Here is a 22,816-nt window from a genome sequence, read left to right as displayed (position 1 = left end):
GGGGTGCTCCCGGGGACCGTGCCGGCGCGGAGGACTCCGCCTCGGAATGGGACTCCAAGGGGGGAGAAGGGGCCGTGACGGAGCGGATTCATGAGTCGTCAGGAGGTGAGGGCGCGCCCCCCGACCGTGAAGTGACCGGCGAAGAAGAGTTCCGCGATTCGGTCCTCGGCTCCGAGCTTCCGACGATCGTGGCATTCACCGCGGTTTGGTGTGCGCCCTGCGCCTGGCTCTATCCCTACCTGGACGAAATCGCCGAGAAAGGGAGGGAGCGAGTGCAGGTCCGCACCGTGGACGTGGATCGGGTCCCCTCGTTGGCGGATCGTTATCGGATCGCAACCGTCCCCATCGTCCTCCTGTTCGAATCCGGCGAGGAGAGGGCGCGAAGCGTGGGGGTCGAGCCCGAACGCCTTCGAGCGATGGCCGACGCCGCAGGCCGCGCGTCACCACGGACCGATCCGGCCCAAAGGAACTAGTCGTGGCGAAGCGGGAACGGCAGGCCGCGATTCTCGAGCTCCTGCGGGCGCACCGCATCGGTAGCCAGGAGGCCCTTCGCGAGCGGCTGAAAAAGGCCGGCTTCGACGTCACCCAGGCCACTCTTTCCCGTGACGTGCGCGAGCTCCGGCTCGTGAAGATCCCGGGCGGAGATGGAGTTTCACACTACACGCTTCCGGAGGAGTGGGAAAACACTCCGCCGCTCGAGTCGCTCCTTCCGACCCTCTACGTGTCCTCCGAGGGGACCGGGAATCTCCTCGTTCTCCGCACCATGACGGGGGGCGCCCAAGCCGTCGGGTCGGCCATTGACTGGGAGGAGTGGCCGGAAGTCCTCGGCACACTCGCCGGGGACGACACCGTCCTCCTCGTGCTGCGCCACGCCCGCCATTTGCGAGCGGTGCAGAAGCGCATCGAGCAAATCGCGGGGGTCCGGGGGGGCTGAGCCGGCGCTCGAGCCGGGGCGGGCACTCTCCCGTGGACTCCTTCCCCTTCCGGCCCCTTCCGGCGCGTGGCGCGCGCGCGACCTCGGCGGGCCTCCCGCCCCGGGTTGCTCGTCCGAGACGAAATCGTATAGTTATGCGCATGGCTTCCAGGGTCCCCGCAACCGCGCCACTTCGCGTCGGCGTCTTCGGCGGCACCGGGTATACCGGCGACGAGCTCCTTCGCCTTCTCGCGGGGCAGGAGCATGTGAAGGTGGGATTCGCAACCTCCCGTTCGAGCGCCGGCGAACCCTCCCGGATTCCGGGGCTCACCTTCGTGCATCCCGACGAGGCGCCGACCTCCGAAGTGGATCTGGTTTTCCTCTGCCTTCCGCACGGTGACGCCGCCACTTGGGTGGCGGGGTTCCAGGGCGACCATTCCGTCGTGGACCTGACGGCTGACCACCGCCCCGGATCGGGCCGTGAAGCGGGATGGGTGTACGGCCTCGCGGAGAGAAACGCCGAAGAAGTGAAACGCGCGAGTCGGGTCGCGAATCCCGGATGTTATCCCACCGGGGTCCTCCTGGCGCTCCTTCCCCTTCGCGACGCCGGGATCGTGGATGAAGGACGGCTGACCGTCGTGGACGCCGCTTCGGGCGTCACCGGCGCGGGACGGACCCCGCGAGCGGATCTTCTCTTCGCCGAAGTTTCGGGGAACTTCCGCGCCTACGGGGAAGGAAACGAACATCGGCACCTCAGGGAGATGCGTTCGCTCCTACCCGAGCGATCCCTCCTCTTTCAGCCCCACCTCCTCCCCGTCGCGCGCGGGATTCTGGAAACGATCACCGTCCCGGTGAAGGAGGGGGTCGGAGCCGAAGAGCTGCGAAAGGCCTGGAGAGACGCCTACGCGGGATCCGCGATCGTAGAGGTCCTCGACGCGGGGCTCCCGGATCTCGCTCGCGTCGTTCACACCGATCGCCTTTCGCTCGGAGCGTCCGAGGTGGCACGCGTCGCCCCGTCCGTGGTCACGGCCGTGGCTGCATTCGACAATCTGGGGAAGGGCGCCGCGGGTCAGGCCGTCCAGAACATGAACCTCATGCAGGGGTGGCCGATGGACCGGGGGCTCCGGTGCTGACCGTGGTCAAGATCGGGGGCGCATGGCTCGAGAGCGGGCCGGCGATCGAGCCTTTCCAGGTGCTCGCCGCCCTCCCCGGGGATCTCGTCGTCGTGCATGGCGGTGGGAAGGAGATCTCGCGTTGGCTCGACCGCGTCGGAGTGCCCGTCGAGTGGGCGGATGGCCTTCGAGTCACGCGGGGCGACGGTCTCCAGGTCACCGCGATGGTCCTTTCCGGGTGGGTCAACAAGCGGGTCGCCGAGGCGCTGGACCGCGCGGGGCGTCCCGCACTCGGGATCTCCGGCGAAGATGGAGGGCTCCTCGACGCGATCCCGCTGGATCCGGCTCGCCTCGGAGAAGTGGGTACGGTGCGGAGCGTGAATCCGACCCCCGTGCGGGTCCTCCTCGACGGGGGCTTCACCCCCGTCGTTTCCCCGGTTTCCAGGGGCCTGGAGGGGCGCCCGCTCAACGTCAATGCGGACGAAGCCGCGATCGCGCTCGCGCGCGAGCTTCGTGCGGACCGGCTCCTTCTCGTCTCCGACGTCCCCGGCGTTCTCGCCGACGGGGAGCTCCTCGGGTCGTTGACCGAACGTGAAGCGGAGGATCTCGCGGCGCGGGGGATCATCGCAGGAGGGATGAAGGTCAAGGTTCAGCAGGCGCTCAGCGCGGCTGCCGCCGGGGTCGAGGTCCGGATCGGCGACGAGGGACTTCTCTCCGGGAGCCCCGGCACCTGGATCCGGAGCGCCGCGGCGTCTTCCTCCTCGGCCCGGGCCTGACCCCGATGACCCTTTCGACGACCGACCCGCGCGCGGCCCTGATCGGAGTTTATCGCACGCCGGACGTCCTCTTCGTCCGGGGCGACGGCACCGACCTGATCGACGACACCGGGCGGCGTTACCTCGACTTCACCTCCGGAATCGGGGTGAACGCGCTCGGTCACGGCCACCCCGTGATCCTCGAAGCGATCGAGAGGGCGCTCGAAACCGGGCTCATCCACGCATCGAACCTCTTCCGAACCGCGCCCGCGGAAGAGCTGGCGCGGATTCTCACCCGGTTATCGGGGCTGGATCGGGTCTTCTTCTGCAACTCGGGCGCGGAGTCCGTCGAAGGAGCGCTCAAGTTCGCCAAGAAGTGGGCGAAGCTCCGTGGCGGCGACGACAAGCACCGGATCGTCGCCTTCTCCAGGAGTTTTCATGGGAGGCTCTGGGGAAGCCTCGCGGTCACCGATCGTCCCGACTATCGGCGCCCCTTCGAACCGCTCATGCCGGGGGCGGTGTTCGTGGATCCGACGGACCTCGAGGCGGTCTCGGCCACCCTCGATCCGGATCTGACGGCGGCGGTCATCCTCGAGCCGATTCAGGGGGAGGGCGGGATCCGCTTCCTCGGCGACGATCTTTTGCGCACGGTTCGGGAATGGACGAGGGAGCGGGGAATCGCCCTCATCCTCGATGAGGTGCAATGCGGGCTCGGACGCGCAGGCACCCTCTTCGCCCACCAATCAGCGGAAATCCGCCCGGACCTCCTCTGTCTCGCGAAGCCGCTGGGCGGAGGCCTTCCCATGGGCGCGGTCCTCGCGTCCGCCGAGATCGCGGACGCGATGTCTCCCGGCGACCACGGGACCACCTTTGGCGGTGGCCCCCTCGTGTCGGCGGTCGCGATCGCGGTGGTGGAAACGGTGAGCCAACCCGGGTTCCTCGCGGAGGTCGTGCGGAAGGGAGCCCACCTCCATGCCCTCCTCGAAGAGTTGCGTTCCCGATACCCCTCGACCGTACGCGAGGTGCGGGGGCGGGGACTCATCTGGGGGATCGACCTGATGGAGCCGGCCGCCCCGGTCGTAGCCGGTGCGAGGGATGCCGGCCTCCTGACCGTCCCCGCGGGGTCGCACGTCGTGCGCCTCCTTCCGCCGCTCACCGTGTCCGACACGGAGATCGAGCGGGCCGTCTCGATTCTCGAGGAAGTCCTCGCTTAGGCGACGTCTCCCCTCGGCCCGCCCGCCTGGACTCGGGCCCCGCGTCACCCCGGGGGCGGCGAAGGCCTCCGCCTCCCGGCACTCCTTGTCCTTGGGTACTTAATACAAGTATATTGTATTATTATGCGTGCGTCCCCGGCGTCGCGGGGGGGGAAACGCCGCGCCCGGAGGACCCGGGCGGGGGATGGATCAGAAGTCGCGAACCGGAGCGAATGCTCATGTCTCTGAAGATCGTATTGGCGTATTCCGGCGGGCTCGATACGTCGGTGATCGTGCCCTGGCTCCGCGAGACCTATGATGCGGAGGTCATCTGCATGGCCGCCGACGTCGGCCAGAGCGGTGGGCTGGAAGGGCTGGAGAAAAAAGCGCTGGCCACCGGCGCGTCGTCTTATTTCGGCGAAGACCTGCGCGAGGAGTTCGTCCGCGACTACATCTGGCCCACGCTTCGCGCCGGGGCGATCTACGCGCGGAAGTACCTCCTCGGGACCTCGATGGCCCGACCGATCATCGCCAAGCGGCAGGTGGAAGTCGCACTCGAGATCGGGGCCGACGCGGTGGCGCACGGATGCACGGGGAAGGGAAACGACCAGGTCCGTTTCGAGCTGACCTTCCAGGCGCTGGCGCCGCAGCTCAAGGTCATCGCCCCCTGGCGCGAATGGGAAATTCACTCGCGGGAGGATGCGCTCGCTTACGCACGGGCGCGGAAGATCCCCCTTCAGGTGGACGAGACGAAGCTCTACTCTCGCGACGAGAATCTCTGGCACATCTCGCACGAGGGCGGTCCGCTCGAGGACCCCGGGTACGAACCGGACGAGGACATGTTCCTCTGGACCCTCTCCCCCGAGAATGCGCGGGACAAGTCGGAGGTCGTCGAGATCGGCTTCGAGGAAGGGACTCCGATTTCGGTGGACGGCGCCGCGCTCGCTCCGATCGCGCTCCTTCAGCTCCTCAACGAGATCGGTTCGCGGCACGCGATCGGCCGCGCCGACATCGTGGAGGACCGTCTCGTCGGGATGAAGTCGCGCGGCGTGTACGAGACCCCCGGCGGAACGCTTCTTTATACGGCGCTCCAGGAGCTCGAGCAACTGACGCTCCACCGCGGGTCGCTCGCCCTCAAGGACCAGCTGGCGCCGCGTTACGCGGACCTGGTGTACGAGGGCCGGTGGTGGACGCCCGAGCGGGAAGCGCTCGACGCTCTCGTCGGCGCGCTCGCGAAGCGGGTCACCGGTTCCATCCGGCTCCGGCTGTACAAGGGTGGGATCCGGATCGTGGGGCGCCAGAGCCCGCACTCGCTTTACGACGGGTCGCTCGCGACCTTCGGGGAGGGCGGAGATTACGACCAGAAGGATTCTGCGGGATTCATCCGGCTCTTCGGGCTCCCCTTGCGGAGTGGAGTCGCGCCTCTTCCCGGCGGCCAGCCCGGAGACGTCGAGAACCTCATCCGGCAGCTCACGGGCGCGAGCTGAGACCGGTGACCTGACCAACTCTTCCGAAGGGAGCTTCCCGTGGGCGCAGGCGAAGGGGAGGGGAAGGGTGGGCTCTGGGGCGGACGATTCCGGGAGGGTCTCGCGCCCGAGATGGAGCCGCTCAACCGTTCGCTCGACGTGGACGGACGGCTCTGGAGGGAGGACATCCGGGGGAGCCGTGCCTGGGCGCGGGCTCTTGTCGGCGCCGGCGTCCTGACCGCCGTAGAGGGCGCGAGGATCGAGGAGGGGCTCACTGCCGTCGAGGCTCATCTCGAGCCCGGAATCCCCACGGGCGCATCGGATGAGGACATCCACTCCCTCGTGGAGCGCCTCCTTCGCGAAGAGGTCGGGGACGTCGCGGGAAAGCTGCACACCGGCCGGTCGCGGAACGACCAGGTGGCGACCGACCTCCGCCTCTGGGGGATGGGTGCGGCCTCCCGGCTCGATTCACTCCTCCGCGATCTGGGAGCCGCTCTCGTCGAGCTCGCCGGGCGGGGGATGCATCTCATCCTTCCCGGCTACACGCATCTCCAACAGGCCCAGCCCGTCCGCGCGGCCCACTGGGCTCTCTCCCACTTCTGGCCCCTCGCGCGCGACCGCGAGCGGCTCCGACGCGCGGCAGTGGGAGCGGGGGTACTTCCCCTCGGCTCGGGCGCGCTCGCCGGCTGCCCGTTTCCGGTGGACCGCGAGGCCCTCCGGAGGGATCTCGGTTTCCACGCCATCTCGGAAAATTCCATGGACGCCGTGAGCGACCGGGACTGGTCGGCGGAGCTCGTCTTCGGGGGTGCGGTCACGGGCGTGCATCTCTCGAGACTCGGCGAAGATCTCATCCTCTTCTCGTCGAGGGAGTTCTCCTTCCTCCGGATCGGGGACGGATTTTCGACCGGCTCTTCACTCATGCCCCAGAAGAGGAATCCCGACGTCGCGGAGCTCTCGCGGGGGAAGAGCGGGCGGCTCGTCGGCAACCTCGCGGGCCTCCTGACCCTCTTGAAGGGGCTACCGACAGGCTACAATCGGGACCTGCAGGAGGAGAAGCGTTTCCTCTTCGACACGGTGGACACGCTGGCGTTGACCCTCCCTGCGCTGGCGGGAGCGGTCCGGAGCGCGGAGTTCAGGGCGGAGGGGATCGAACGGGCCCGCGACCCGGAGCTCCTGGCGACCGACCTGGCCGACGTGCTGGTCCGGGCGGGGGTTCCTTTCCGGCGCAGCCACGAGATCGTCGGCGAGCTCGTGCGAGAGGCGGAGGACCGGGGCGTGGGCCTCGCCGAGCTCCCCGACGAGGTCTTCGTGGGCGCCCATCCGGCGTTCGGGTCCGGGGTGCGCGAGTTCTTCGACTGGGAGAGGTCCGTCGAAGCGCGGGACGTGCCCGGGGGGACGAGCCGGCGCGCGGTCCTCGCCCAGCTCGACGCGGCGCGCCTTCTGCTCTAGGCGAAGGTGCGCCCGGCGGCTTCCGCGAACGGGCGGAGCGCCGTCATCAGCGATCGGAAATCCTCGAAGTCGAGCGACTGCTCGCCGTCCGAAAGCGCCTCGTCCGGACGGGGATGCACCTCGATCATGAGGCCGTCCGCGCCGGCCGCGACCGCGGCGAAGGCGAGCGGGGCGACGAGGTCCCGCCGTCCACCGGCGTGTGAGGGGTCCGCGATGACGGGCAGATGGGTCTCCCTCTTCAGGACGGGGATCGCGGAGACGTCGAACGTATTCCGTGTGGCCGTCTCGAAGGTCCGGATTCCACGCTCGCAGAGGATCACCTTCATGTTCCCCTGCTTCATCACGTATTCCGCGGCAAGCAGTAGATCCTTGATCGTGGAGGCGAGCCCACGCTTGAGGAGAACGGGTCGGTGCACGCGGCCGACTTCGCTCAGCAGGGCGAAGTTTTGCATGTTTCGCGCGCCGACCTGGAGGATGTCCGCGAATCCCGCCACGACTTCCACCTGGCGGGTGTCCATGACCTCGGTCACGACGGGAAGACCGCTCTCCTTTCGTGCCTTCGCCAGGATTTCGAGACCGGCTTCTTCCATCCCCAAGAACGAATATGGAGAGGTTCGCGGCTTGAAGGCCCCGCCGCGGAGCGCCCGTGCACCCACGGAGCGCACGACCCGCGCCGTTTCGAGGAGCATCTCCTCGCCTTCCACCGAACAGGGCCCGGCGATGACGACGACCTCCGATCCGCCGAGCTCCGCTTCCCCGAGAGGAATTCGCGTTGGCCCGGCCGAAAACTCCCGCGCCGAGAGCTTGTACGGGCGCACGACGGGATGGACCGCTTCGACCCCGGGGAGTGCGAGAAGAGGGACGTGCCGGAGGCGCTCTTCGTCCCCGATACACCCCACGATGGTGCGGCTCTCCCCGCGGGAGATGTGCGTGCGGAGTCCCAGTGCTTCGACGCGCTCGCGGATCTGGTCGAGCTCCTCGTCCGTCACCCCGACGCGGGTCACGATGATCATTCGGGCAGGTCGCTTGGAGTGGTGAAGGCGGCTATCCTGGGCACCGGAGGCTCCCGGGCGAAAAAAACGGCTTCCGGAGGGCCCGGGAGCCGATGGTCCGCCGAAGCTGCGCGCGAAGTGCGCGCGAGGTCGAGAGTGGTGAGGCGGGAGGGGGGCTGTCAAGCGCTCCGGGGCGCCGCTTCCGGTCCGTGCCACTCTTCAGACTCACTCGGCGACCTGTTAATATGACACCGTTCTCCCCGGAAGCCCGCGCCACGGCGTGGAGACGCGGGGCCTTCGCTCGTCGGATGGAGGGGTGGCATGCAAGGCGCGAAGACGGACAAGGTCCTCTCCGGCTTCCCGGCTTGAGGGGCGCCTCCCGCGTGGGGAGCTCCGAAGAGCTGAAGGCGGTGGCCGGGCGGGCGGCCCTCGCCGAGGTCGTTCCGGGAATGACGCTCGGTCTCGGGACGGGAAGCACCGTGCGGCACTTCCTCGAGGCGCTCGCCGAGGCCCTTGGCCGAGGAGAGCTCTGGGAGGTGCGGGGGGTGCCGACTTCGCTCGATACCGAGGAACGGTGCCGGAGGCTCGGGATCCCGACGGTCGAGCTCGGGGAGTCCACCACGCTCGACCTCGCGGTGGACGGGGCCGACGAAGTGTCCCCCCGGCTGGATCTCGTGAAAGGGCTGGGCGGCGCCCTCCTCCGTGAAAAGATGGTGGCTCAGGCGGCAAGACGATTCGTGGTCGTGGCCGACGGTTCGAAGGAAGTCGTGCGCCTCGGGATGAAGGCACCCGTCCCCGTCGAGGTCATTCCATTTGGCTGGCGAGCCCACCTCGATTTTTTCCGGTCGCTCGGCGCGGCGCCTGAACCGCGCGAGGCGAAGGGCGGGGGACTCTACGAGACCGACAACGGGAACTTCGTCGTGGATCTGCGCTTCGAAAACGGAATCGCCAATCCGAACGAGCTCGAGGGTGCCCTCCGCCGGCGGGCCGGCGTCGTGGAGAGCGGCCTTTTCCTGGGAATGGCGCAGAAGGCCTACATCGCGCGCGAAGGGGGGGTCGTGGTCCTCAGCCCCAAGGAAGGATGACATGGCATCCGTGCTGATCGCGCCCTCCGTACTTTCCGCGGACTTCGGCGACCTCGCCGCCGAGGTGCGCCGCGCCGAGGCGGGAGGCGCCGATTGGATTCACGTGGACGTGATGGACGGACATTTCGTGCCGAACCTCACGATCGGGCCGGTCGTCGTGGAGGCGCTGCGCCGCGCGACGCCCCTCCCCTTGGACGTGCATCTCATGATCGAGGCGCCCGAGCGCCTCATCCCGGCGTTCGTGAAGGCAGGGGCGAACCGGATCACGGTGCATCAGGAGGCGTGCCCCCACCTCCACCGGGTCGTGACCTCGATCCGAGAGGCTGGGGCGGGCGCGGGCGTCGCGATCAATCCATCCACGCCGGTCGAAACGCTCCGCGACATTCTCCCCTTCGTGGACCTCGTCCTCGTGATGACCGTCAATCCTGGCTTCGGCGGCCAGCGTTTCATCGAGGGGTCTATCGAAAAGATCGAGCGGACCCGCGAGCTCGTCGCCGAAGTGGGACGCCAGGACGAAGTCCTGATTCAGGTGGATGGCGGAATCGATTTGAACACCGCGCCCCCCGTGGTGCGCGCGGGCGCGACCGTCCTTGTCGCGGGCTCGGCGGTCTTCGGAGCCCCCGAGGGGCCGGAGGCCGCGGTGCGGGCGCTGCGAGAACGATGTGCCGGACGTCGCGCGGCGGAGGCGGCCGGTGGCGGGTGAGCCGACGCTCGATGCGGCGGCCCTCGATCGGCTCACCGAGTGGGGCGGTGCGGAGCTCCGGGAGAAGATGATCGAGCTCTTCTCCCGAAACGCGCCCGAACGGTTGAACGGGGTGCGCGATGGACTCGCCGCCGGAGACCTGGAACTGGCGCATCGCTCCGCGCACTCCCTCAAGTCCACTTCGGCGAACGTGGGGGCGGAGGCGCTCGGGGCACTGGCCGGCAGGATCGAGGCGCTTCTCGACGGCGGGAACTCATCGGAAGCGGGTGCGCTCGTCGCCGAGCTGGAGCAACTGATGGGCGAAACGCTCACGGCCCTCGCCGCCGCGCGGAACCCGGAAGGCGCCTAGGCGCCCTCAGCTTCCCGAGGGAGGGAAAGATGCCGCGCTTCGCGCACCGATTCGAGGTGGACCACCCGGTGGGCGAGGCCTTCGCCTGGCACGCGCGCCCGGGGGCCTTCGGGCGGCTCACCCCCCCGTGGGAATCCGTGCGAGTCCTTCGCGCCCCGGTGGGGCTCCAGCCAGGGACCCGGGTGCAACTGGAAATCCGGAAAGGTCCCGTCCCCCTCAAATGGGAATTGGAGCACACAGCGTACGAAGAAGGCCGCTTCTTCGTGGACGAGCAGGTGCGCGGGCCCTTTGCGCGCTGGCGGCACGAGCATCGCTTCGAACCGCTGGGGCCCGATCGTTGCCGCGTGGAGGACATCGTGGAATGGGGGGCGCCCCTCGAGCCGTTCGGGGACACTTTTACGGAGTCCTTCATCACACGTTCGCTCGAGCGACTCTTCGCCTTTCGAGCGCGGCGCACGAATCACGACCTGGAGCTCCATCGGCGGTATGGTCCGGGGGAGGGGCGCGTGGTCGCAGTGAACGGGAGCACCGGCCTCATCGGGACGGCCCTCTGCGATCTTCTCACTTCCGGGGGCTACCGCGTCCTGCGCGTCACTCGTGCTCTCCGCGAAGGTCCCGAGTGGGTGCATTGGGATCCCCACGGCGAGGGGATTTCCACGGAAGCGCGGAGTGCGCTCGAAGGGCTCTTCGGCGTCGTGAATCTCGCCGGGGAGCCCATCTCCGGAGTGCGTTGGACGAGCGCGAAGAAGGAGGCGATCCTTCGCAGCCGCGAAGAAGGGACCCTCCTCCTCTGTCGGGTCCTCGCGGAGCTCGAACGGCCGCCGGAGGTGCTGGTCTCCGCGTCGGCGATCGGCTATTACGGTGACCGCGGGGAGGAGCGGCTTTCCGAATCCAGCGAGGGGGGCGAGGGGTTCCTCGCAGAGGTGAGTCGCCGCTGGGAGCGCGCAACCCATGCGGCCCGCGCGATCGGGATCCGGACGGTCCACCTGCGATCCTCCATGGTCCTCTCCCCCGGGGGAGGGGCACTGGAGGTCTTGCTCATTCCCTTCCGGATGGGGGCCGGCGGCCGGCTCGGATCGGGCCGCCAATACATTTCCTGGATTGATCTCGATGACGAAACGGGGCTCATCCTTCACGCGCTGCGGAACGAAAAAGTGAGGGGCGCGCTGAACGGCGTGGCGCCCGCGCCCCTCCCGAACGCGGCCTTCGCGGACGTCCTGGGTCGCGTGCTCGGGCGTCCGACGCTGGTGCCCATGCCGGCGCTCGCGATTCGCGCGGGACTCGGCGAAATGGGGAAGGAGCTTCTCCTCTTCGGTCAGAGGGCCCATCCCGACCGGGCGCTTGAGACCGGTTACCGCTTCCGGTATCCCGACCTCGAGAGCTCGCTCCGCCACCAGCTCGGCCGGGACGAGGGCGGCGAGACCACGGACGACGGAGGCCCCCGGTGACAAAGAGCGGAGATCGCCTTCTCACTCCCGAGACGCTGGGACCGGATCCGATGGCCGCCTTCACGCGCTGGCTGGAAGAAGCCCGCGTGGAGTCTGGAATGACGAACCCGAATGCGGCCTGCCTCTCGACTCTGAGAGGGGATGGCGGACCGGAAGGGCGGATGGTTCTCGTGAAGGCGGTGGAGGAGCGGGGTTTCACTTTTTTCACGAACTATCGCTCCGCCAAGGGCCGCGCGCTGGAGCAAACCCCGCGCGCCGCCCTGACCTTCTATTGGGATGCTCTAGGCCGGCAGGTCCGAGTCCGGGGCGGAGTCACGCAAACCTCGCCGGAGGAGTCCGACGCCTACTTCCGCACCCGCCCCGCAGGAAGCCGGATTGGAGCATGGGCCTCGGCGCAGAGCGAGAGGATCGAGAGCCGCGAGCTCTTGGAAGCGAATGCCGCGGAGGTCCAGCTGCGTTATCCAGGCGAGGAGATTCCGCGTCCCCCCCATTGGGGAGGATTCCTGCTTCGCCCCGATGAGATCGAGTTCTGGCAGGAAGGTCGAAACCGGCTCCACGATCGGATCCTCTTCGAACGTGATGAGGCCGCTTGGCGGCTGAGCCGCCTGAGTCCCTGACCGACCCGAAAATTTCCGGGGCCCCGTTCAGGGTGTGTTCGAGGGCGGGACGGGTGCGCGGCCGACCATCTCTCCCCGTTCGTCCAGCTCCGGATAGGATCCCCCGGACTTTGCGAGGCGCCGAGCCATCTTCGGATAAGACCACTCGAACAGGAGGCGTGTCCGCACCTCGGGCGCCAGGCGCGACGTCTCGTACATCCCCGCGGCCTCCCGCTGGCGGTACGCTTCGTAGAGGAGGAGGGCCGTGGCCACGGAGACGTTGAGGGAGCGGACCATCCCCGTCATCGGGATTCGTACCCGCCCGTCGGCGAGAGCGAGCGACTCGTCTCCGATTCCGTACAGCTCGGCGCCGACGACGAAGGCCGTCGGCTCGGTGTAGGAGAAGTCCCGGTAGTCGCGGGCTCCGTCCCCGGGATCGGCGGCGATCACCTGGAACCCCGAGGCCTGGAGAACACGGATGGCCGAGGGCCCGTCGGGATGCTCCCGGAGGCCCACCCAGCGCGCAGTGCCCCCGGAGGTATCGCGGTGGAGGGTGATCCCTTCCTCGGGGGGGACGGCATGGACTTCGAGAATACCGACAGCGTCGCAGTTACGAAGGATCGCCGAGAGGTTGTACGGCTTGTTCACCCGCTCCATGAGCACCGTGAGATCGGGCTGTCGCCGGTCCAGGATCCGCTGGATCCGCTCGAATCGTTCGGGACGCATGGGGCCTCGCGCGGAGGGGCATTCACTTGCCCAAAAACCTAGCCCCGTCTAACATTTCGGGCACGGGACCGAGCCGGCGCGGCGCGTTTCACCGCCTTGCCGCCTGGCGGGCGGCTCGGACCTTTACGTGAATCGAGAGGAGAAATCCATGAGAATGTTTGGGGAGCCGAGGGTCGAGAGCTGGGGTGTCCGGGGCAAGGCGATCGCCGTGGCAGCGGGGGTTCTCGCTCTCGCGGCGCTCCCTGCGTCCGCGCGGGCCCAGCACGACCACCCGGAGGCTGTTGCGATGACGGTGCCTCCCGAGATGCCCCTCATGGCCGAGGTTCTCGGCCCCTTTTCGCGCCCGGTGACGACGGCCGCGCCGGCGGCACAGGCGTACTTCGATCAGGGGATGCAGATGTTGTACGCCTTCACGCACTCGATGGCGATCCGCTCCTTCGAGGAAGCGCAGCGCCAGGATCCTACCTGCGCGATGTGCTACTGGGGTGAGGCGCTCGCTCGGGGGCCCTTCCTGAACGGCGGGCTCAATCGCGCGAACGCGGCGCCGGCCTATGCCGCCGCCATGGAGGCCGTGCGCCTGGCGGGTGAAACGTCGGTGACTCCGATCGAACGCGCCCTGATCGATGCGATGTCCATTCGATATGCGGAGGAACACGATCCCGACACCCGCCCGAGGCTCGACAGCGCTTACTCGCGGGCCATGGCGGATGCCTACCGAGCCTATCCCGAGGACCTGGACGTGGGGACCCTTTACGCCGAGTCCCTGATGCTCCTGAACACGAACCGGGGAACCTACCGCCTGGGTGATCCCTTCGTTCAGGGCTTCCACCGCATCCTCGAGGAAGTTCTCGCCCGCGACCTCAGCCATCCGGGGGCGTGCCACCTCTATGTGCATGGTACGGAGGCCACCGAAGCGCCCGAAAAAGCGGAGCAATGCGCCGATCTTCTCGGAAACACGGTGCCGGGGGCCAGCCACATCAACCACATGCCCTCGCATACGTACAACCGGATCGGGCGATGGGGCTCCGCGGTGACTTCGAACATCCAGGCTTGGCACTCCGACCAGCGTGCCGCCTGGGGCGAGGGGGTCTCGTACGCGGCGACGCACAACCTCCACATGCTCCTCTTCGCAGCCTCGATGGACGGACAGGGCGCGGTCGCAACGGAGGCGGCGCGGGCCTATGCGGACGCTGCGCCGGGGGGCGAGTTCTACGTCGCGCTCGTCCTCATGCGGTTCGGAAAGTTCGACGAGGTCCTCACACTTTCGTCCATCCCCGAGCAGCCGATCCAGAAGGGGCTATGGGAGTTCGCCCGCGGGTACGCACACCTTCGGACCGGCGCCGCGGACAGCGCGAGCGCCTATCTCGCCCGGTTGGACGAGGCGGCGGAGGCGACCCCCGACAACGTCTCGATGCGGGGTCATTCCGCGGCCCAGCTGCTGGGGATCACGGGAGATATCCTGCGGGCCGAGCTCCTTCGCGAGAACGGGGATCTGGGCGGGGCGATCGAAGTCCTCGAGCGGGCGGTGGAGACCCAGGACGGGCTCCGCTACGATGAACCGGAGCCGCTCAACTTCTCCGCGCGCCATTGGCTCGGCGCTGCCCTCCTGGAAGCGGATCGGGCCGGGGAGGCGGAAGCCGTGTACGAGGCGGCCCTCGTCCAGCATCCACACAACGGATGGTCCCTTTTCGGGCTGGAGCAGGCGCTCCGCGCCCAGGGGAAGACGGCCGAGGCCGCCGAGGTTCGCGAGCGATTCCGAACCGATTGGGCTCGGGCCGACACGCTGATTCGGTCCTCGCGATTCTAGGAAGTCGGACCCGGCGCGGAGCACCCCGGGTGGGCCGCGTTCAAATCCATCCGACGCGCCGGTACCACTCGATCGTGTTCCGGATCCCCTCCTCGTTGCCCCAACGGGAGCGGTAGTCGAGGAGCCGCTCCGCCTTTCCGAGGTCGAAGGCACGGTTGTGGGTGAAGAACCCCACCCGCCGCCGGAAGAGCGGCGGTTGGATGCCGAAGGGGCGGCAGGCCATTTCGCAGACCCAGGCCGCCAGCCAGACCGGCGCCACCGGGACGCGCAGGCGACGGAGCGCGACCCCTCCCTGATTCGCGATGAGTTGCGCGAGAACGTTCAGGGTGATCGGCTCGGCCGAGGCGATGTTGAAGGCCTCCCCGTGGACCCGCTCGCGGGGCGCGATCGCGCAGAGGAGAAACGACTCCGTTTGGTCCTCGATGTGCCCGAGGTGGGCCAGGACCTCGCCCGGCCCGATCATCACGAATCGGCCGCTCAAGATCATCCGGAATAACTTCAGCATCCGCCGGTCCGTCGGTCCATAAACCATGGCGGGGCGGTTTACCGTGACCGTCATCCCACCGGGAGCGATCTTCCGGGCCATCTCGAGGATGGCGAGCTCTCCGTCGAGCTTCGTCCGGTGATACAGATCCATCGGGTTGAAGGGCGTCTCCTCGGTCGCGGGGATCTCCTTCACGTCGCCATGCACGCCGATCGTGCTGCAATGGACGAAGCGGGACACTCCCATCGCCGCCGCCGTCTCGGCCAGCCGCAACGCGCTCCGGTGGTTGACGAGGTCGTATCCCTCCTCGGTGTCCTCCGTCTCCTGGAAGCGAGCGGCGATGTTAAAGACGACATCCACGCCTTCGAGGAGATCATCCCAGGGCCCACTCGACGCCAGATCGAGAACCTCGGCCCGGTATCCGCGTCCGCGCAGGATCTCCGCCTCCCCGGGATAGAGAACGGTCCCCGTCACGTCGAGACCCAGGTCGGAAAGGCGCCGGAAGAGGTGGCCTCCGATGAATCCCGCGGCGCCGGTCACGAGGTACCTTCGTCCAGCCAGCTCCGTTACCCAGTCACGCAGGGGGCGCGTTTCACCGCGCACTTCCACTGCCGGGTCCGACACTTCGAACGTTTGTTTCATCAATCAGTTATGAGGCTCACTATGATGTTATTAGTGAGGAACTCTGGCTGAAATAAAGGCCAGAGAGGTATGGAGCTTCCCCTTCCAAAACAGCCTCCTGACCCGGGTCAGTAGTCGGACCTCCTCGAAGCCGGCGTCGCTCAGCATGGAGACGAGCTCTTCGGTCCGATAAAACCGTACCTGGTCGCGTACGATGAACCTATGCAACAGATCCCAGGCGATCGTTCCAACCGAAGCATCCATTGCTCGGTCCACGAGGAAAAGGGTCCCTCCGGGGTCGAGAGCTTCGCGGACATGGCGTACCGCCGCCGCGGGATCCTCAAAGTAGTGGAAAGCGCTGACGCAGGTCGCGACCGTCGGCGGCAAGGGAAGGGCTCGGAGGGCACGAAGGCGTGCTCCTTCGTCTTCCCAGCTTCCAACCACGAAACTCGCGCGGGCGATTCCCTCCGATTCGGCTTTCCCTCGCCCGACCCGTACCATCTCCTCGGAGAGATCGAGGCCGACCCCGAACGCCTCGGGGTTCCGTTCGAGAGCGCGCCGGAGGAGCCAGCCGGTCCCGCACCCGATGTCCAGGAGGGTGCCGCGAATCGGCGGGAGGCGATCGAGCACGAGTTCGTTCTGCACGCGATACCAGGGGGCGAGGCGGTGCGATTCGTATCGCGCGGCCTTGCCGTCGAATTCGCGCGCGATGCGCGCGGGCGCATCGCGTTCCCCGCTATTATCGGTGCCGGTCACCGCTCGGACGCTTGAGTTGTTCCTCGAGCCTGCTGTAAAAGAATCGGAGTCGGTCTTCGAAGCGGTCCCTCCCGAAGAACGCCTGCACGAATTTCTGTCCGGCGGCTCCGAGCGTACAGCGCAGCTCGGGGTCAGCGCGGAGCCGACCGAGTCCGTCGGCCATCGAGTCGGGGTCCACATCCACCAGAAGAGCAACGTCTTCATCGAGGACCTGCGTGTGAGGCACGAGCCGGGTGGCCACGACGGGACGACCCGATGCGAGATAGCTGTCAATCTTCAAGGGAGTGTTGATTCCCTGAAGCCGGGGGGAGACGAGGATGTCTGCGGCCGCGAGGACGGAGGGGAGTTGTTCGAGGGGCCGGGGTCCGAGGAAGTGGATTCGTTCTCCTCCGTCGCGTTCCGCGAAACTGCGTGCGTATTCGGCAATGTGCGCCTCCGATCCGCCCACGATCACGAGGTGTGCGTTGGCGTCCCGCTTCGCGAGCCGGACAAAGGCATCGAGGAGGAGGTCCACCCCCTGATACTTCTCGAGATTCCCCACGTAGAGGATTCGCGTCCCTCCGATCGCGCGCACCTCTTCCGCGGGTTTCGCGGCGGCCATGTCCTCGTGCAAGGGCGTGTCGGGGAGGAGAAAGACGCGCTCGTCATCCTGATGTTTCCGCGCGACCTCCGCGAGTGCGGGACAAACCGCCAGGACGCCTGCTGAACGCCGAATCGTGACCTTCTCGAGGAGGATCATGATCCGAGCCAAGGGCCAGAGCAGCCTGCTCTTGTCCATGATCTGGGCACTCATCACCGAGTCCATGTCATACACGAAGGGAACGCCGGACCAGGCCGAAAGGGCGCATGCCAGGATGGCCCCTTCCTCGACCCCGTGGATCACGTCATAACGACCCGCCGCGATGAGCCGACGCGCCGAAGCGGCGAGCCAGAGGTCGCTCAGGGCCTTTTGCCAGGACAGGCCGACCGGAACGTGGCGGACGAAGGGTGGCTGGCTTGTGCGATGGATTGTCACGCCCGGGATCGACAGGTCCCTCCCCTCGAACAAGGTCAGAAGATCAATCTCGTGCCCGTCTCGTCCGAGGGTGTCCACGGCGGCTCGAACCGCGATCGGAGTGCCCCTGTCCGTGAAAAAAGGCTGAGGAGCGATGACGAGAATCTTCACCCGGCGTCGTTCCACCCGGGGGAAGCGCCGTGGAAAGGGATTTGGGGCCGAAGCTCCGCCGGAAGCCTCCGACGGACGACGATCACGGGCGCGCGCTCGATATGGGTGTGGGATTGAGGCGGTTTTCACGCGAGGCGTCCCCGAGTTGACCGTCGAGATTCCAACCCCAGCAGAGGACCGCGCCGGTTGGCGTCCGCCCGCACGTGTGCGACCCCAGGGCCTGAATCTGCGTGAAGCGGTCGTTTCCGGAGACGGGGGTGGGGACAGTTCGGTCACCGGTCGTGCCGTCGCCGAGCTGTCCGTGCTGGTTGCGGCCCCAACACCGCCCCGCGCCGTTTTGGTTCAGCGCGCACGTGTGAACGCCGCCCGCGGTGAGGGCGATGAAGCGATCGTCCGACGAAACGGGACGAGGCGTTGGACGACTCGTCGTCGAGCCGTCGCCGAGCTGACCGTTGGCGTTCCCGCCCCAGCATAAAATCGCGTCGTCGGTCGTGAGGCCGCAGGTATGGAAACTTCCCGCGGCCAGCTCCACGAAGCGATGGCCGCCTGTTACCGGGGCCGGGTTCTCGGCGGTTCCCCCGCTGGTCCCGAGTTGTCCTGACGCGTTGTCGCCCCAGCAGAACGCCGCGCCGTCGGTCGCGATGGCGCACGTATGGTTCCAGCCGGCGGAGATCTTGCGGAAAGTGACGCTCGAGGGGACCGGCACCGGAAAGGTCCTTCCCGTGCGGGTGCCATCACCGAGCTGACCGCTCGAGTTCCCGCCCCAACAAAATGCTCGGCCGGCGGGGGTCAGGCCGCAGCTGTGCGCCAGGCCGGCGGTGAGGGAGGCGAAGCGTTCCGGGCCCGTCACCGGGGAGGGGAGGCTGATCTGCGACGGGGAAGTCGTCCCGAGCTGCCCCTGGTCATTCATTCCCCAGCAGTGGGCCCGGCCGTCCAGCGTCAGGGCACAGACATGTCCCATCCCGGCGGCGGCGAAGGCGAAGCGGTCCCCCTGTACCTCGAGGTTCGGAAGGGCGCGCGGGCTGCGGGAGCCGTCGCCGAGTTGCCCCTGGTCGTTCGCTCCCCAGCAGACCATGACCCCGTCGGAACGAAGGGAGCAAGAATGCCTTCCCCCCGCCACGACGAGTGGCGTCACGGCCAGCGTCGCGGGGACGGCTGTCGCGCGGAACGTCGAGCCGGCCGCGGGACGTCCGGCGACCTCCGCCGTCACCTCCTGGATTCCGCGCGCGGGCCCGAGCGTCCATCGCGTGGCGGCCCGGCCCGCGGCGTCCGATACGACTTGGGCCGGATTCACGGTGCCCCCGCCCGACTCGACGACGAATCGAACGGGCGCGCCCACCAGGGGCGCGCCCGCCCCAACGAGAATCCCCCCCCCCCCCCCCCCCCGCCCCGTCGAGAATCCGCAGCTCGATCGGCGTGGGGAGCGTCTCGCCGGCACGTCCCTCCTGGTCGGCACCCCGCACGATCTCCACCCTCTGGGCGGTGGGAGGGAGCGCCTCGGCGCTGAATACGATCTCGAGGGGCTCGGCGGTTTCAGTTCTCGCTCGGACGGTCTGCTGCACGCCGGCGTCGCCGAGCGTCCAGCGCGCGTAAACGCTTCCGTCCACCCCGGTCACGCCGCGGTCCGGCTCGACCGTCCCGCTACCGGAGACGACTTCGAAAACGACCGGAACCTCACCCACGCCGAGCCGCGCATCGTCCACCACGCGGAGGCCGACGGGGAGGGGAAGGATCCCGCGGGCGACGCCCACCTGCTCATTTCCCCCGAGGACGAGGATCGAATCCGGCACGCGGGCAGCAAGGGCGGCCGTGGGGTCCAAAGCGGCGTCCTCCCCCTGCGGCAAGGGGTCGGTCACCGAGAGGGTTCCCGGAGAGGCGAGCGTGCCCTCCGTGGTAGCGGGGCCACCGTTTTCGGTGATCCGGCCAGGGTCCGTCGAAGTGGCGCCCGGGGAAACCTCCAGATTGTCGGCGAAGGAGGTGAGAGCGCCGACGAAGCGCGCGACCCTTCCCTCGGGGGCGGCCCGCACGGAGAAGAAGGTGGCGGCCACGGTCGTGGCGGCCAGGGCCAGGGCGACGCGAAGCCCCCGGCGCCTTCGTTTCGCGGGGGTCGGGGCGGAAGCCGGTCCCGCGCTGCGTCCCCGCGGCGTCGCGCCTGCCGTAGCCGGGACTTTAGAGGGGACAGGGGACGGCGTCGGTCCCTCGGCGTACTGCGCGCTCGGGAGGGCCTCGCCCGTGGGTGGCGGCGCGGAGGCCACGGCCTTCGCGGGCGGCGATGAAATGCGACCCTCGAGTGCGCTCAGGAACTCGTGTGCGTTTCGCCACCGCTCATCCGGTTTTTTCCGCGTCGCGCCCTCGATCGCGACCGCCAGGTTTCGCGGAACGCCCGGGCGCAGTTTCCTCACCGGGGGGAGGTCCTCGTACTTCTGCTTATAAATGATGGTGTAGAGGCTCTCTCCTGCCCACGGCTGTCGCCCCGTGAGAGCCTCGAATCCCACGAGCCCGAGGCTGTACAGGTCGCTCCGGCCGTCGAGGTCCTTCCCCTCGATCTGTTCGGGAGACATGTAGGTCGGCGTCCCGATTGCCGTACCGGGCATCGTCAGGCCAGAATCGCTGTCCCAACCCCGCGCGAGCCCAAAATCGGCCAGGCGGGCGAGTCCGGTCGAGTCGTCCAGATAGACGTTTTCGGGCTTGATGTCCCGATGCACGATCCGGTGGGTGTGCGCGTAAGCGAGGGCCTGCGCGAGATCCTTGAGGATCCTTTCCACCTGGTCGAAGGGGAGGGCCCCGGCAGTGCGGATCCGGTCCTTGAGGGTCGAGCCCGGGACGTACTGGAGAATGAGGGCGAGCCCGCGGTCTCCGAGGCGACGTGTCCCGAGAAGCATCACGATGCTCGGGTGCTGGAGCTTCCCCACGGTGCGCGCTTCGCGCACGAGGCGGGCCACGGCGTCTTCGTCTCGGACGTAGGCGGGGCGGATCAGCTTGATCGCCACGTCTCGCCCGAGGTCGCGCTCGCGCGCGAGATAGACGACCGCGGTTCCGCCCCTCCCGAGCTCGCGGATCAGGTCGTACTCCGCGGCCAACTCGGGAATATTGGGGATCTCGTTCGGCTTCGACTCGGACATGGCCTGGTCAGTCAATCGAAGCCGCGGCGGTCTTCCTCCCTCGACGTCCGAGATCGGGATCCGTCACGCGCTTCCCCCCATATTCGGCAGAGCCGGCCCAAACTGCAGGACTGCGGCGGCCACGTTGTCTTCGCCACCCTTCACCAGCGCTTTTTCCCCCAGGACCCTTGCCAGGTCCCGAATGTCAGGAGTCGCCCGCGCGATCTGTCCAATCTCCCCAGCCTCCAAGATGCCGTGGATTCCGTCGGAGCAAAGAATGAGGAGGAACGGCTCCGGCCCCACCTCCCCGGGGAAGAAGTCCGCGTTCACTTCCGGCTCGGCCCCAAGGCTTCGCGTCACGGCATTCTTCCACGGTGACTTGATCGCCTCTTCGTAAGACATTCGCCCCTGGGCCACCATCTCGGCCACGAAAGAATGATCGCGGGTGATTTGTTGGGCTCCCGAGGCATCCACGCGGAATGCGCGGCTGTCTCCCACATTGGCGATTTCAAAGGTATCGCCTTGTCGCAGAACGGCCACGAGTGTCGTTCCCATCCCTTCCTTGTCGGGAGCCTGGGCCGCCTCATGCACGGCCATATTCGCGTCGCGAACGGCGTCGGCAAGACTCGCACCGCCCGCCAGGGAGGCCACCAGCGTGTCCATGGCGACATGGCTCGCGATCCCGCCCGCGGAGTGCGATCCCATCCCATCGCACACCGCCGCAATTTCCCTGCCATCGGGAAGGGTGCGGACCATGACGGCGTCCTGATTCACGGCCCTTCGGCCTCGATCGGTATACCATGAGCTTCGGGTCGCCAGGCGATCCCGCTTCTCCTCCTGGAGGAAAAGAAAGCGGATTTCGCCCATTTCGATCTTGTCCCCGTCCTGGAGAAGTACCTCGTCCTGGGTCGTGCCGAGAGACCGCCCGTTATGAACCGTGGGGTTCGTCCCCGATTCGTTCCGGAGGAGCCAGCCACCTCCCCTGAAGATAAGGCGCGCGTGCTGGCGGCTCACCGTCGGTGATTCGAGCTGCACATGGCGGTACTGGGGGCCGCGAGACCGCCCGAAGGTGATTTCCTGTTCGACCCCGGGGATACGCACGAAGCGGATCTCGCTTCCCGCCCCGGGGCCGCTTTGGACCTCGAATCGTCCCGGGAGGAGCTGGAGCGTGCCGTCCATCGGCTGGTCGTAACGGACCATCCCCGTCTCTCCCGTGGCATTCGGGACTTCGGGAGCGAGAGCCGGCGAAGCTGCGGAGGGCGCCAGGGAAGGTGTGGTGGTTGCCACGGGGTAGGGGGATTCCAGCTCGAGCGCCGGAAACTCATCGTCTGGAAAGGTCTCCCTGGGCCGAGGCGAAGCCTGGGCTTCCGGGTGGGCGGGGAGCAGGAAGGGGGTTTTTCCTGCGTCGTTTCGGCCCCGCCGGAGAAATAAGATGACCAGGGCGAAAATTGCGACGAAGAGGACCCCGAAGATCGGGGTCTCCCAGGGCGCAACCGCGCACCACAAAGAGTCGAGCCCGGTGGCGGGGAAGGCAGGACAGAGCCCGTCGAACAGGCCGAAGCCGGAGACTCCCTCTTCGGTCATGGTGACGCCGACTCTCCAGTCCGTGGGTCCCGATCGGGGGCGGCGGGCAGTCCCGGAGCCGGTCCCGCCAACCCTCTCGGGAGGAATACCCTCGGAGTGGGGTCAGAAGGTCCACCCGCGGGCGAGGATCAGTCCCCGGCCGGTTGAACTTCGATTTCGTGGGTATCGGCACCGAGGGGGGTATCGCCCGTTGCCCAAGTGGCGGTGACCGTGTAGGTCCCCTCGACACTGTCGGCGTAGGTGAAGGTAACCGTCGATTCGTTCATCAGGACGGTAGCGGGCGAAGCGGGAGTAAACGTCGCGGTAACGCCCGATGAGGACATGAGCGTAAAGGTCGTGGGCTCCCCGACCGGGCTCGGATTGTCATGGGCATCCACGACCGTGATCGTGAAGTCGGTGCTCGCCACGTTCACCATGGTGGATCCCGGGCCGGTCAAGAGAATCGCCGCGGGCGCTCCGGCACCCCCGATCGTGATCCCGTTCGCGTCCACTGTCGGAGTGGGGAGCGCGG

22 protein-coding genes are annotated in these 22,816 nt (G+C 67.8%); 13 read left to right on the top strand and 9 right to left on the bottom strand.

Annotated features, from left to right (window positions below; all coding sequences use genetic code 11):
* The first annotated feature begins 74 nt into the window (after positions 1–74).
* The 7 genes from WEG36_10260 (at position 75) to argH (ending at position 6,888) form a co-directional block, all read left to right on the top strand.
* Positions 75–473 (top strand): thioredoxin domain-containing protein, encoded by a 399-nt coding sequence (locus WEG36_10260; GenBank protein MEX1257991.1) that lies wholly within the window; start codon positions 75–77, stop codon positions 471–473.
* Between the two features lie 2 nt (positions 474–475).
* The gene (gene argR / locus WEG36_10255) at positions 476–934 is read left to right on the top strand and encodes an arginine repressor (GenBank protein ID MEX1257990.1); all 459 of its coding nucleotides are present in this window, start codon (positions 476–478) and stop codon (positions 932–934) included.
* A 134-nt stretch (positions 935–1,068) separates the two neighbouring features.
* Positions 1,069–2,046 (top strand): N-acetyl-gamma-glutamyl-phosphate reductase, encoded by a 978-nt coding sequence (gene argC / locus WEG36_10250; protein ID MEX1257989.1) that lies wholly within the window; start codon positions 1,069–1,071, stop codon positions 2,044–2,046.
* Positions 2,040–2,801 (top strand): acetylglutamate kinase, encoded by a 762-nt coding sequence (gene argB / locus WEG36_10245; GenBank protein MEX1257988.1) that lies wholly within the window; start codon positions 2,040–2,042, stop codon positions 2,799–2,801. The genes argC and argB overlap by 7 nt, the downstream gene beginning before the upstream one ends.
* A gap of 5 nt (positions 2,802–2,806) precedes the next feature.
* The gene (locus tag WEG36_10240) at positions 2,807–3,994 is read left to right on the top strand and encodes an acetylornithine transaminase (protein MEX1257987.1); all 1,188 of its coding nucleotides are present in this window, start codon (positions 2,807–2,809) and stop codon (positions 3,992–3,994) included.
* Positions 3,995–4,212: 218 nt separating this feature from the next.
* A complete protein-coding gene (locus WEG36_10235) occupies positions 4,213–5,460 on the top strand; it encodes an argininosuccinate synthase (GenBank protein ID MEX1257986.1) in 1,248 nt (415 codons plus the stop codon).
* 39 nt (positions 5,461–5,499) lie between these two features.
* Complete coding sequence (argH, locus tag WEG36_10230; protein MEX1257985.1) at positions 5,500–6,888, top strand: argininosuccinate lyase; 1,389 nt, start codon at positions 5,500–5,502, stop codon at positions 6,886–6,888.
* On the opposite strand, the gene aroF is transcribed toward argH, so the two are convergent.
* On the bottom strand, positions 6,885–7,901 hold the full coding sequence (aroF, locus tag WEG36_10225; protein MEX1257984.1) for a 3-deoxy-7-phosphoheptulonate synthase: 1,017 nt from the start codon (positions 7,899–7,901) through the stop codon (positions 6,885–6,887). The genes argH and aroF overlap by 4 nt on opposite strands.
* A 224-nt stretch (positions 7,902–8,125) precedes the next feature.
* On the opposite strand from aroF, the gene rpiA reads away from it, so the two are divergent.
* The 5 genes from rpiA to pdxH are packed head-to-tail and all read left to right on the top strand — an operon-like array spanning position 8,126 to position 12,082.
* Positions 8,126–8,965 (top strand): ribose-5-phosphate isomerase RpiA, encoded by an 840-nt coding sequence (gene rpiA, locus WEG36_10220; GenBank protein MEX1257983.1) that lies wholly within the window; start codon positions 8,126–8,128, stop codon positions 8,963–8,965.
* A gap of 1 nt (position 8,966) precedes the next feature.
* Entirely contained in the window at positions 8,967–9,668 is a 702-nt protein-coding gene (gene rpe / locus WEG36_10215) for a ribulose-phosphate 3-epimerase (protein MEX1257982.1), read from the top strand.
* A complete protein-coding gene (locus WEG36_10210) occupies positions 9,658–10,017 on the top strand; it encodes an Hpt domain-containing protein (GenBank protein ID MEX1257981.1) in 360 nt (119 codons plus the stop codon). Before rpe ends, WEG36_10210 begins: the two co-directional genes overlap by 11 nt.
* 29 nt (positions 10,018–10,046) lie before the next feature.
* Complete coding sequence (locus WEG36_10205) at positions 10,047–11,465, top strand: TIGR01777 family oxidoreductase (GenBank protein MEX1257980.1); 1,419 nt, start codon at positions 10,047–10,049, stop codon at positions 11,463–11,465.
* Positions 11,462–12,082, top strand: coding sequence for a pyridoxamine 5'-phosphate oxidase (gene pdxH / locus WEG36_10200; protein MEX1257979.1), 621 nt, complete (start codon positions 11,462–11,464; stop codon positions 12,080–12,082). The genes WEG36_10205 and pdxH overlap by 4 nt, the downstream gene beginning before the upstream one ends.
* Positions 12,083–12,109: 27 nt before the next feature.
* Here the strand turns inward: pdxH and trmH are convergent, their stop codons facing one another.
* Positions 12,110–12,787: a tRNA (guanosine(18)-2'-O)-methyltransferase TrmH gene (trmH, locus tag WEG36_10195; protein MEX1257978.1), complete on the bottom strand. Its 678-nt coding sequence runs from the start codon at positions 12,785–12,787 to the stop codon at positions 12,110–12,112.
* Between the two features lie 148 nt (positions 12,788–12,935).
* Here trmH and WEG36_10190 point away from each other — a divergent pair, with 148 nt between their 5' ends.
* Positions 12,936–14,594 (top strand): hypothetical protein, encoded by a 1,659-nt coding sequence (locus WEG36_10190; GenBank protein MEX1257977.1) that lies wholly within the window; start codon positions 12,936–12,938, stop codon positions 14,592–14,594.
* Between the two features lie 40 nt (positions 14,595–14,634).
* Here the strand turns inward: WEG36_10190 and WEG36_10185 are convergent, their stop codons facing one another.
* The 7 genes from WEG36_10185 to WEG36_10155 all read right to left on the bottom strand — a co-directional run.
* Positions 14,635–15,720 carry an NAD(P)-dependent oxidoreductase gene (locus WEG36_10185; protein MEX1257976.1) on the bottom strand — a complete coding sequence of 362 codons (1,086 nt, stop codon included), beginning with the start codon at positions 15,718–15,720 and terminating at the stop codon, positions 14,635–14,637.
* Between the two features lie 30 nt (positions 15,721–15,750).
* Positions 15,751–16,455, bottom strand: a complete 705-nt coding sequence (locus WEG36_10180) for a class I SAM-dependent methyltransferase (GenBank protein ID MEX1257975.1) — start codon at positions 16,453–16,455, stop codon at positions 15,751–15,753.
* Positions 16,439–17,620, bottom strand: a complete 1,182-nt coding sequence (locus WEG36_10175) for a glycosyltransferase family 4 protein (protein ID MEX1257974.1) — start codon at positions 17,618–17,620, stop codon at positions 16,439–16,441. The genes WEG36_10180 and WEG36_10175 overlap by 17 nt, the downstream gene beginning before the upstream one ends.
* Before the next feature lie 82 nt (positions 17,621–17,702).
* On the bottom strand, positions 17,703–18,530 hold the full coding sequence (locus WEG36_10170; protein ID MEX1257973.1) for a hypothetical protein: 828 nt from the start codon (positions 18,528–18,530) through the stop codon (positions 17,703–17,705).
* Positions 18,523–20,742, bottom strand: a complete 2,220-nt coding sequence (locus tag WEG36_10165) for a protein kinase (GenBank protein ID MEX1257972.1) — start codon at positions 20,740–20,742, stop codon at positions 18,523–18,525. The genes WEG36_10170 and WEG36_10165 overlap by 8 nt, the downstream gene beginning before the upstream one ends.
* Before the next feature lie 63 nt (positions 20,743–20,805).
* Positions 20,806–22,305 carry a protein phosphatase 2C domain-containing protein gene (locus WEG36_10160; GenBank protein ID MEX1257971.1) on the bottom strand — a complete coding sequence of 500 codons (1,500 nt, stop codon included), beginning with the start codon at positions 22,303–22,305 and terminating at the stop codon, positions 20,806–20,808.
* A gap of 128 nt (positions 22,306–22,433) precedes the next feature.
* A partial coding sequence (locus WEG36_10155) for a hypothetical protein (GenBank protein MEX1257970.1) occupies positions 22,434–22,816 on the bottom strand: 383 nt, incomplete at its 5' end.

This window comes from Gemmatimonadota bacterium (genome assembly GCA_040882465.1).
Lineage (GTDB): Bacteria > Gemmatimonadota > Gemmatimonadetes > Longimicrobiales > Gaopeijiaceae > JBBEBG01.
Note: the sequence above shows the minus strand (reverse complement) of the source record. Positions and strands in the feature narration are given on the sequence as shown.